This window comes from Nostoc sp. (assembly GCF_036919595.1).
Classification (GTDB): domain Bacteria; phylum Cyanobacteriota; class Cyanobacteriia; order Cyanobacteriales; family Nostocaceae; genus Nostoc.
Genome location: NZ_JBALCO010000083.1, coordinates 1 through 9,181, shown reverse-complemented (window position 1 = coordinate 9,181; position 9,181 = coordinate 1). Strand labels below are relative to the sequence as shown.

10 protein-coding genes are annotated in these 9,181 nt (G+C 41.8%); 5 read left to right on the top strand and 5 right to left on the bottom strand.

Going from position 1 to position 9,181, the window contains the following annotated elements; genetic code table 11:
• Positions 1-206 precede the first annotated feature (206 nt).
• From V7K21_RS12150 to larC, 4 genes are all read right to left on the bottom strand, one after another.
• On the bottom strand, positions 207-782 hold the full coding sequence (locus tag V7K21_RS12150; protein WP_335174488.1) for an IS66 family transposase: 576 nt from the start codon (positions 780-782) through the stop codon (positions 207-209).
• Positions 745-1,047 (bottom strand): IS66 family transposase zinc-finger binding domain-containing protein, encoded by a 303-nt coding sequence (locus V7K21_RS30675; RefSeq protein ID WP_442948873.1) that lies wholly within the window; start codon positions 1,045-1,047, stop codon positions 745-747. Before V7K21_RS30675 ends, V7K21_RS12150 begins: the two co-directional genes overlap by 38 nt.
• Before the next feature lie 207 nt (positions 1,048-1,254).
• Positions 1,255-2,346, bottom strand: a complete 1,092-nt coding sequence (locus V7K21_RS12140; protein ID WP_335174486.1) for a hypothetical protein — start codon at positions 2,344-2,346, stop codon at positions 1,255-1,257.
• A gap of 373 nt (positions 2,347-2,719) precedes the next feature.
• Positions 2,720-4,033 carry a nickel pincer cofactor biosynthesis protein LarC gene (gene larC / locus V7K21_RS12135; protein WP_335174484.1) on the bottom strand — a complete coding sequence of 438 codons (1,314 nt, stop codon included), beginning with the start codon at positions 4,031-4,033 and terminating at the stop codon, positions 2,720-2,722.
• Positions 4,034-4,091: 58 nt separating this feature from the next.
• On the opposite strand from larC, the gene V7K21_RS12130 reads away from it, so the two are divergent.
• The 3 genes from V7K21_RS12130 (at position 4,092) to V7K21_RS12120 (ending at position 7,159) form a co-directional block, all read left to right on the top strand.
• Positions 4,092-4,751 (top strand): L-threonylcarbamoyladenylate synthase, encoded by a 660-nt coding sequence (locus V7K21_RS12130; RefSeq protein ID WP_273762677.1) that lies wholly within the window; start codon positions 4,092-4,094, stop codon positions 4,749-4,751.
• 396 nt (positions 4,752-5,147) lie between these two features.
• Positions 5,148-6,368: a HetZ-related protein gene (locus V7K21_RS12125; RefSeq protein ID WP_335174482.1), complete on the top strand. Its 1,221-nt coding sequence runs from the start codon at positions 5,148-5,150 to the stop codon at positions 6,366-6,368.
• Between the two features lie 314 nt (positions 6,369-6,682).
• A complete protein-coding gene (locus tag V7K21_RS12120; RefSeq protein ID WP_335174491.1) occupies positions 6,683-7,159 on the top strand; it encodes a PD-(D/E)XK nuclease superfamily protein in 477 nt (158 codons plus the stop codon).
• On the opposite strand, the gene V7K21_RS12115 is transcribed toward V7K21_RS12120, so the two are convergent.
• On the bottom strand, positions 7,131-7,988 hold the full coding sequence (locus V7K21_RS12115) for a DNA adenine methylase (RefSeq protein ID WP_335174480.1): 858 nt from the start codon (positions 7,986-7,988) through the stop codon (positions 7,131-7,133). The genes V7K21_RS12120 and V7K21_RS12115 overlap by 29 nt on opposite strands.
• A 165-nt stretch (positions 7,989-8,153) precedes the next feature.
• Between V7K21_RS12115 and V7K21_RS12110 the strand changes: the two genes are divergently transcribed.
• Both V7K21_RS12110 and rbfA read left to right on the top strand, forming a co-directional pair.
• The gene (locus tag V7K21_RS12110; RefSeq protein WP_273762674.1) at positions 8,154-8,360 is read left to right on the top strand and encodes a DUF751 family protein; all 207 of its coding nucleotides are present in this window, start codon (positions 8,154-8,156) and stop codon (positions 8,358-8,360) included.
• A gap of 123 nt (positions 8,361-8,483) precedes the next feature.
• Positions 8,484-8,903 carry a 30S ribosome-binding factor RbfA gene (rbfA, locus tag V7K21_RS12105; RefSeq protein ID WP_335174478.1) on the top strand — a complete coding sequence of 140 codons (420 nt, stop codon included), beginning with the start codon at positions 8,484-8,486 and terminating at the stop codon, positions 8,901-8,903.
• Positions 8,904-9,181 lie beyond the last annotated feature (278 nt).

Genomic DNA, 9,181 nt, shown 5'->3' with positions numbered 1-9,181 from the left:
AGAAGTGGTTTATCCGACACACTACCTTTGATTTCGCTACTCTCCAGATGTACCGAGTTTTTTCAAAAATCAAATAGGAGTCCTATATCTAGCTTTTGAATACCTTGATAACCTTTATCTCCTAAGCATTCAATATTTTCTTTAAAAGTAAGCGTTCAGGGGGTATAAAGAAGACGAAAAACCACCTTCAAAATCAAGGAATAAAATTAGGCAGCAGTCAACAAGTCAGAATCATCAGTAATCTGGTATTCGTTAGCCTCCAATAAAGTTGCGTTGATGGATGAGCGAATCTCCTGAACCAACTCCACAAATTCACCACGAGATAAAGTACCATCTCGGACTCGGTGCCAAAGTTCAAACAACTTCTCTTGTTGCTTTACCAGTGCAGTTCCCAATTCTGCCGATACTCCAGTCCGTTCCGATATTTTGATAAATTCCCGTCGCAGATGCGCCCAACACAATTGCCGTCTTTCTAAATCTACCCAGTTGTAAACACCATGACGATCGGAGTTTAAAATTCCCCCAAAGTTCTCACCCAATAAATTCTTTGCTCCTTGGGTACAACGGCTGAGGGCAATTTCAAAAAATGTGACTAGGGGTGTGACTGCAACCCATAACCAAGCTTTTCGTTGTTCAGGATTAAAACCGTCAATATTTCCTTGATTAAAGCTGGTTTCATTGGCTCCGACGATGTTTGCGTTTTGAATATAAAGTTTGGCTTTATCTACACAGGTCGCCACTGCGTTACTCGCTTCCAGTCGCAGTCTGTTGACTGTTCCCAATGATATTGAGATTCCAAACACAAGACAGCATTGTACTTTGTACCATTCTTTGACTGTTACGGTACACTCCACTCAGCAGTGCCACTAAAGCTACTACTCTGACTCCGTAACCACTTTGGTTCACGTCTTCTGGCAATTTTGCACGGGTACTACTGCCACATCCACTACAGGTCAATTGATGTAAACGATGCTCGATGACTACGGGACTGATGGGTGGAATTTCTACTACCTGGTGACGATAGGGGTTTGTATCAACTCCACTCAGAGTTGCTCCACAATTCGTACATAATTGCGGATGATGTTCTATTACTGAGCTACATTCTTCTATGGGGTATAAGTCCCGGCTATTTCCTTTATGACCTGGTTGACCCCCTCGTTTTTTGCTGCTTTTCTGTTTTACAGGCTTTTTTCCAAATCCTGGCGGGTCACTTGATGGTGGTGATGATGAGTTTTCTGATGTCCGATTTATTTTTTATAATAACTGTTCTTGAACTGTCAGGACTTCCGTTAGTTTCTTTTCCTGTTCTTCTATTTGCTGTGCCATCTCCTCCACCACCCCTGAGAGCGAAGTTGGGAGTGATGATTCTGATTCAGCAATCAACATCGGGAAATATTTACGGGCTAGCCACTTTTCATTGTCGTCTAAGTCAGCCAAATTTTTATTACTACCGCTATTAAGACTATCTAATAGCAGGAGTAATAATTTTTTAAAGTGCTGCCAGCCCCCCCAGCGTTGGGTAAATCGGCTAACCCAAGCTTGGGAGATTTCAGTAATATTCGCGATCGCGGGTTGGGTAATTTTCTGTTTTGACTGCCAAAGTTGGGTTAGAGCATTGACTATAGCGTGTCCTGTTTGCTCACTCGCGTTACCCGCTTCTGGGCAGAGTTGGAAAGCATCAATGCTCTCTAATTTAACTCCTGGTAATTCACGATTAAGGAAACTCAGTGAATAGTCAGCGCAGAAGTAAAATGTTAGCTCCTGATTGGAGCGACGATGAGCGCGTAATCGGCCAATCTCTTGTATAATTTCTGCATTGATTAGTTCAGTGAGATACTTTTGGAAAGTGCTGTTTTTATCTTCCAGGTTGACTGGTTCACCAGTCATCACCTGATATTGTGCTGCTAAAACACCGATGTTTTGGTAGGGAATGCCAAAAGAAGCGATCGCTGCAACGTCACTAAACCTATTAACACCACGCCCATCGACAAAGTGACCGTATTCTGTGCGGTCTGCAATTTGGGATGCAATTTGTTTCCAATCGATAATGCCAAGGGTGGGGTAGAGTTTTTTCAAGGTTTCTTTGAGGGCATTAACACGGGCGCTGAGAGTGTCGGAGCGATTTTTAGGCAGTTTACCCAGCCCAGTGACGTTGACTACTTTTAAATTGCCATAGTCAGGGCGTTGTTGCTCAATTATTAAAACAGGATCATCGATGCCCAATTTGAATTTCAACTGGTGGGATTTGAAAGTGGCATCAAGGTAAATATTAAATTGGGCTGATTTGGCCAATTCCTGGTGCTTAGGGTTGCGGCGGTAAATGGGGTTCAGCCGGGATAGCTGCAAAATGGGGTACGTTGTAAAGTTTTGTAATGTAAAGAAAGTAAAATCCTTGATATAGGGTTGTTTCAATACCGAACATTCCCAAAAAAGCTCTTTTATGGGCAAGCTTGAGGTATTGAAAGGGGTGAAAAGTTGATTTTACTGTGTAAAATTTTGATTGCACTCTTATCATTTATGGGCAAGTTGGTAAATCAATAAAACATGCTTTGCAACAAAAATTTACAACGTGTCCTGTTTTGCGCGTATCCCGGCTGAACCCCAATGGCAGGCTTGTAAAGCCAAAACACAGTAGAGTCGATTGATGTGTGAGCAGAGGCGAAGCCTTTAGGATGGCATTCCCAGTCTCCAACTGGGAACGAGGAACGAGGAATTTGTATCAGTCATTGACTAAATACCAATGCTGTAACGCCAGCCGTTGAATTTCACGCCAGGGAATATTATGTTTTCGAGCTAACTCTGCACAATCTTCATATTCTGGCTGCACATTAACAATAACTTTTTCTGATAATTCTCCCTTCCATGCTATCTTGACATGCACTTTGCCATATTCAATTTCCACTTGTTGAATTTCCCGTTGTAAAATGGCGCGTTGCTGAGTTGTTCGCCGAATGCCCAAAGTAGTGGTTTCGCTAAATAAAACCGCTTCACAACTGAGTAAATTTTCTGGATGACAGATCACAGTCAGCAAAATCCCCGGACGGGATTTTTTCATGCCGATCGCTTGGGTAAAAACATCCACTGCACCAGCCGCAAACAACGCCTCAAACACATAGCTGATCGCTTGCGGATTTAAATCATCAATTTGGGTTTCTAGTACTGATATCGTTTCTAAATTTGCGATAGTATCTTCAGAATCGCTGAAATTTTCTAAATTTGAGCTAGTATCTTCAGAATCACTAAAATTAGACTTTAAACTTACGCTTTCACCCAACCAGAGGCGTAGAATATTGGCAATGGGTAAATTTATGGTTCCTGCTCCCAGTCCTACCTGCTTGATAGCGATCGCAGGTGGTGAACCAAAATCTCTTGCCAAAGTAGTAGCGATCGCGGCCCCTGTAGGTGTCACCAGTTCTCTGTCAATTCCATTACTATAAACTGGACAACCCCGCATTTCCCACAACTTTAATACCGCTGGTACTGGTACCGCCATCTGACCATGTGCAGCCCGAACAGTGCCGCCACCAGTCGGGAACGCCGAGCAATAAAGCAGGGGCAATCCTTCGTCATTGCTCTCAATCCCCAACCAATCTAACCCCAGGCAAGTACCCACAATATCTACGATCGCATCTACAGCACCTACCTCATGGAAATGAACTTTTTCAGGGGAAATGCCATGCACTGCCCCTTCAGCGACTGCTAGCTGTTGGAATACCGCCAAACTCCAAGCTTCTGCCCGTGCTGGCAACCCCGCTTTGATAATCATCTCCTCTATTTCTGGCAAGTGGCGTGTGTGATGGTGACTGTGTTCGTGGTCATGGTGGTGATCATCTACTAAATCCACATGGACTTTAGTCGCCTGCTGACCATTCCGTTGGACAAATTCCGCCCTTAACTGATATTCCTGTTCAATACCCAACTCATTGAGTTTTTCAATTAAATACTCCACAGGAACACCCAAACTTACCAAAGCACCCAGGCACATATCACCAGAAATCCCTGTCGGACATTGAAGATAAGCAATTTTATTCATAATAAATTAGTCATTAGTCATTAGTTATTCTCCCCTATCCCCAATTCCCAATCCCTCTATGGCAAAAATTTTCCCAGTTCATCCGGATAATCCTCAAATTCGCCGAATAGAGGAAATAAAGTCGGCGCTTTCTAGTGGCGCAGTCATGCTTTACCCTACTGATACAGTCTATGCGATCGGTTGTGATTTGAATGCCAAGTCGGCGGTAGAACGAGTGCGGCAAATTAAACAGCTAGCAAATGATAAACCACTGACATTTTTATCTCCTTCGCTTTCAAATGTGGCAACTTATGCCTTCGTAAGTGACACAGCCTATCGGATTATGAAACGCCTGATTCCAGGGCCATACACGTTTTTGCTCCCAGCAACTAAATTAGTACCGCGATTGGTGCAAAGCCCCAAGCGGAAAACTACTGGAATTAGAGTACCAAACCATACTGTGTGTTTGGAGTTGCTGGCAGCGTTGGGCAATCCGATTATTTCAACTTCAGCACATCTGCCAGCAGATGAAGCAGATAATGGGATGATTCGGATAGATCCAGAAACTGTTCAGTCGCGGGTAGAGCTATTTGACCGTTTGGACAACTTGGTAGACATAATTGTAGATACTGGCGAAGAACCTACATATGAAGTGTCTACCATCTTGGATATGACGGCAGAAGAAGCAGTAATTATACGGAGGGGTTTAGGTTGGGAAGCAGCAGCAGCATGGGTATAAGAATTAAACTTCACAGGCACACCTCTCCGTTTCGGAAATTGTGATAAAAGCGACTCCAGTTTTGAAATTGTCATATTTAAAGGCGATGTCTCCGATGGGCACAAATGCAATAACAGGATGGTGGTAACAGTCGCTACAGCAAGGGATTTGACAACTTTGAGAAAATGACGGGTACTCATGTCCCCGCGTGAATGTGGCGGCTTGTGAAAAAACCGACACATTGCCATAACCGTAACTCTCTCGTATTTCCTATAGTTTTATATATGAGCTTTAGATGTGAGCATTACATGCGGCAAGTCTTAATGGACGAATGCCTAAAGATTCTCCAGCCAAGGCTGGTCTTGATTGCTGTGTCTGCGTTGTAATTACGGTGCAATACTACTCCCTGGAAAAGTCATGAAAGCTAACGTCGTTAATCTACCAAACTCTACACCTATTTTTGATAATCACCTTTCGACCGAAGAATTTTCAGACAGCAGTAGCAGTAACTTGATTGAATTGCTGTGTCAGGAAATGCAAGCACAAGTGAAAGCAGCACCCAGGTGCGTAGAAGCTTTAGCAAAGCGCATAGCCGTAGAAGTAGAACGCATTTGCGATAAAAGCTCCCGTATCCAAACATCTGGGGAAATCAAGTCCTGGCAGATGACGTTGGGAAGGCATCGGATGCAAAAGTGCTTACGTTACTACCAACTAGGTTCCAAACAAGGGCGGGTGGAATTACATAGCAATTTGGGTGCTATGGTTTACCGCCATGTAACTATATCCGGCTCTGAGTTGGGCTTTGAGGCTCGTTACAGCCTAATTGAAGATTTTTTACAAGCATTTTATATCGAAGCTATCAAAGCTTTCCGCAGAGAAAACGAACTACCTAATGATCATACGCCGCGTACTCAGCTGCAATTAGCTGAATATATGGCGTTTACAGAACAGTATGCCAAACGCCGGATCAATTTACCTGGTGGTGCAAATCAGCAATTGATTATCTTACGGGCCCAAGGTTTTGCTCGTCGTCAGCCGCAAGAAACTACCGTGGATATTGAAATGGCGGTAGAGTCTGCTAAGGGTGAAGAAGCAGAATCTTACCAGCGCAACTCGGCGGTGCAACAGTTGCGATCGCAAATGATTGCTCAAACTAATTTTGATCCATCAGAAGAGTCAGAACGCGATCGCGTCATCACTGAATTGATGAAATACCTGGAGTCTCAAGGTCAATCTGACTGTATGAACTACCTCAGCCTGAAACTCCAAGACCTTTCAGCCCCAGAAATTGACCAAATTCTCGGTTTAACTAGCCGTCAGCGCGATTATCTCCAACAACGCTTTAAATACCACGTAGAAAAGTTTGCCAAACAACACCATTGGCAATTGGTACATCAATGGTTAGGTGCAGGTTTAGAACAAAAATTGGGTTTATCTTCCCAGCAGTGGGAAGTCTTTTTAAATCAACTCACAGAACAGCAACAGCAAATATTAGAGTTAAAAACTGCAAGGCAAAACGACCAAGCGATCGCCAAAGCCATCAAATGCACTCCCAAACAGCTACAAAAGCGCTGGACTCAACTCTTAGAACTAGCATGGACTATCCGCAACGGTCATACTGAAGCCCAGACAGGCTAAAGCTAAGGCGAAATCACTAAAATTTATCCAAGCTCAATTCCAGTTATTAGAGAGGTTAGGAAAAAGGTTAAGGGGCAAAGAGAAATGGAATTTTCCATTTCTTTCATACTTCCTCAATTAGCAACTCATTCTTGATCCCAATTATTAATACAAATGTATTAATTTAGTACAATAATACCAAATTATTCGGATTTTTTGCCTATTAATCCAAGCTTGTTTAGTCAAAATCAAAAATTCATATTAAGCAACTGATTATTTGTTACTACTTCTGTGAAATCCTATAATAAGCAGGACTTTTGGCAGAGGGATTGATGATGGCTCTGACTCAAGGCGGACGGGCAAATAAGTCTGGGAATATTTTAGAAGGAAATGTAGAAGCAATCTTAAATGGGCATAATTATTTCCAAGTGGGGAACTATGTCCCAAAAGAATTTATATTGAATGCTGCTTTATTACCTAAACGTTATGGAAAGGAAGTTTATATTGGAACTGGAATTTATCATACCCTTCTGAAGGTTGATTTTTATGTTGTTGGCTCAGCTGCAATGCCATCTGGTTTAATTTTCGAGTGCAAATGGCAAGAAAGCCCCGGTTCTGTTGATGAAAAGTTTCCTTACTTGAACATGAACATCCAGAATTATTACCCTACACCAACTATTGTGATTTTAGGCGGTGAAGGTATGCGAGAGGGCGCAAGCAAATGGCTAAAAGCAAGAGTTAATGATAACCATAATTTATTAGGAGTTTATAGCTTAGACAGATTCATTGCTTGGGCAAATAAAAATCTTTAAAAGATGTAATTAATAGTTCGTAAATCATGCCTCTATTTTTTATGTTTGAGTTAATTGATCGGGCTGCTTTGATTCTGTATGTTTGAAAATTGATATCAGTATAAATTTTACTAATAAATTCGCTATCAGAATTACATACCATAACTTTGACACCACGACTTACCAACTCTGCACAAGTATCTCTTAAAAGTTCTTGGTCTTTTTTACTAAAACAATTTTGATTATAAGCAGTAAAATAGCTAGTCTCACTGATAGGATGATAGGGCGGGTCAAAAAATACAAAGTCATCACTGCTAGTCGCATGATTTAAGACTTCTGTAAAATCTGCTCGTTGGATTTCTGCATGAGAAAGTGCTATTGAGGCTAGTCGCAGTAAATTTTCATGACAAATATTGGGATTTTCATATCTGCCTAAAGGCACATTGAATTTACCCTGTGAGTTGACTCGATAAAGACCATTAAAACAAGTCTTATTAAGATAAATTATCCGAGCAGCTTTTTCTACACAAGTACCACCAGAGTTGTTTCGGACGCTATAATAATAATCTTTATTATGTCGAATTTTATGCTCTTTCAATAGAGAAATTAATTCTTCAACATCATCTCTTACACAACAATAAGTGTTAATTAATTCAGCATTAATATCAGTTAAAATTGCTGCACTTGGTTGGAGATAGAAAAAAACAGCACCACCACCTAAGAATGGCTCATAGTAATTTTTATAACTTTTGGGAAAATAAGGAATATATTGCTGTATCAACCTACTTTTACCCCCTGCCCACTTCAAAAATGGACGTGGGCTAGTTTCTTTGGGGATTTGAATTACCATTTACCTACGATTCAACTGAAAATAATTGTGACTAAATAAAGTCAATATAACCGACGAGCAATATTTTAGATTAACTGGCTAATTTTCCAGCCGCATAGATTACAATTGAGTAGATAAAGCATATCAAAACAAACGTAAGTATATAACAAGGCAGTTTACATTCAGATGTTTGACGGATTTTGGGATAACGTCTTTCGCTACCCCCGGTACTTAATTACTATCGTCTTAGGACTGTTTCTGAACACCTTTGCGCCATTAGTGCCACTGTTGAAGCGCCCAGTCACCTTGATCGCTATCTTAGGTTTATTTGTGGGCAGCCTAGTCTTCCTTACTTTCACCCTACGGGCAATGCTGGGCTTAAGTACAATCTAGACTAGCGCTATATCGGGGTTGTGCCCCATAGACGGTTGCTCTTGGCGTTGCTCACGCTAAGTACTGTCTACCCAACTTACATCTATTTTTGTTGTGCAACCTCTGTGAGGAGGCGAAATTTTTATGGCTACAAATCGCCGGGTTTCCCGCGTTGCTGAACTGATCAAACGGGAAGTTAGCCAAATGCTGCTTAACGGCATTAAGGATGACCGTGTGGGTACAGGAATGGTAAGTGTTACTGATGTTGATGTTTCCGGCGATCTCCAACACGCCAAAATCTACGTCAGTATCTATGGTACAGATGAAGCTAAGGTAGAAACAATGGCAGGCTTAAAGTCGGCCACGGGTTACGTCCGCAGCGAACTTGGGGCGCGGGTACGGCTACGTCGGACACCAGAGGTCATCTTTCTCGAAGATCACTCCATAGAACGCGGTAATAAAGTACTGGCACTACTAAACCAACTTAACCATGAGCGTCCGCCAGAAAATCTCGTATCAGTAGAAGACAGCATAGATCAAGATGATGAATCATCTAGTGAATAAGTAACTTAAATAACAATACGCCTTATGTGAGTGAGAAGGGGTAGCAAAAAAGAAAGGGAAACCACAAGATAAAGGTAACGAAACCAAAGCTTGAGGTCTCCCAATGAATATGGTAGACGGTTCAACCCTGTTGACCACAATTTTTGTGCTAGTAGATGATTGGTATCAGCAAAAAGGCTATAGTTACGCCTTATGTGAGTGAGAAGGGGTAGCAAAAAAGAAAGGGAAACCACAAGATAAAGGTAACGAAACCAAAGCTTGAGGTCTCCCAATGAATA

What these genes read in the sequence shown, in the direction of transcription:
- V7K21_RS12110 (WP_273762674.1), top strand. Translation starts at nt 8,154, where the DNA reads ATGTTTGACGGATTTTGGGATAACGTCTTTCGCTACCCCCGGTACTTA.
- V7K21_RS12125 (WP_335174482.1), top strand. Translation starts at nt 5,148, where the DNA reads ATGAAAGCTAACGTCGTTAATCTACCAAACTCTACACCTATTTTTGAT.
- V7K21_RS12120 (WP_335174491.1), top strand. Translation starts at nt 6,683, where the DNA reads ATGGCTCTGACTCAAGGCGGACGGGCAAATAAGTCTGGGAATATTTTA.
- V7K21_RS12115 (WP_335174480.1), bottom strand. Translation starts at nt 7,988, where the DNA reads ATGGTAATTCAAATCCCCAAAGAAACTAGCCCACGTCCATTTTTGAAG.
- V7K21_RS12130 (WP_273762677.1), top strand. Translation starts at nt 4,092, where the DNA reads ATGGCAAAAATTTTCCCAGTTCATCCGGATAATCCTCAAATTCGCCGA.
- rbfA (WP_335174478.1), top strand. Translation starts at nt 8,484, where the DNA reads ATGGCTACAAATCGCCGGGTTTCCCGCGTTGCTGAACTGATCAAACGG.
- larC (WP_335174484.1), bottom strand. Translation starts at nt 4,033, where the DNA reads ATGAATAAAATTGCTTATCTTCAATGTCCGACAGGGATTTCTGGTGAT.